Below are 261 nucleotides of genomic sequence, written 5' to 3'. Positions count from 1 at the left end.
GCGAGGACCTGATCAGTGCGCTCGTGCAGTGTTGGGCTGTCCTGGATGGCCCGTGCGGGAAACGGTTGAAAGCCTCACTGCCGCACACCTTGGACAACGCGCGCCGGCACGGTCACGTCACGATCAGTGACGCCGACGCCGCGGCCTTGTTGACGATGTCCGCAGCCACCATGGACCGCCGCTTGGCGCCCTACCGGCAAGGCCTGATCGCCCGCGGCACCTCGTTGACCCGGCCCGGGTCGATGCTGAAGAACTCGATCC

At 67.0% G+C, this 261-nt stretch carries 1 pseudogene; it reads left to right on the top strand.

The window, feature by feature from the left end:
• Positions 1–261 (top strand): annotated as a pseudogene (locus tag ABD225_RS10985) (integrase); the annotation flags it as partial.

This window comes from Nostocoides veronense, assembly GCF_039531185.1.
Classification (GTDB): Bacteria; Actinomycetota; Actinomycetes; order Actinomycetales; family Dermatophilaceae; genus Nostocoides_A; species Nostocoides_A veronense.
The sequence above is the reverse complement of the archived record's forward strand: the minus strand, read 5'-3'. Positions and strand labels throughout refer to the sequence as shown.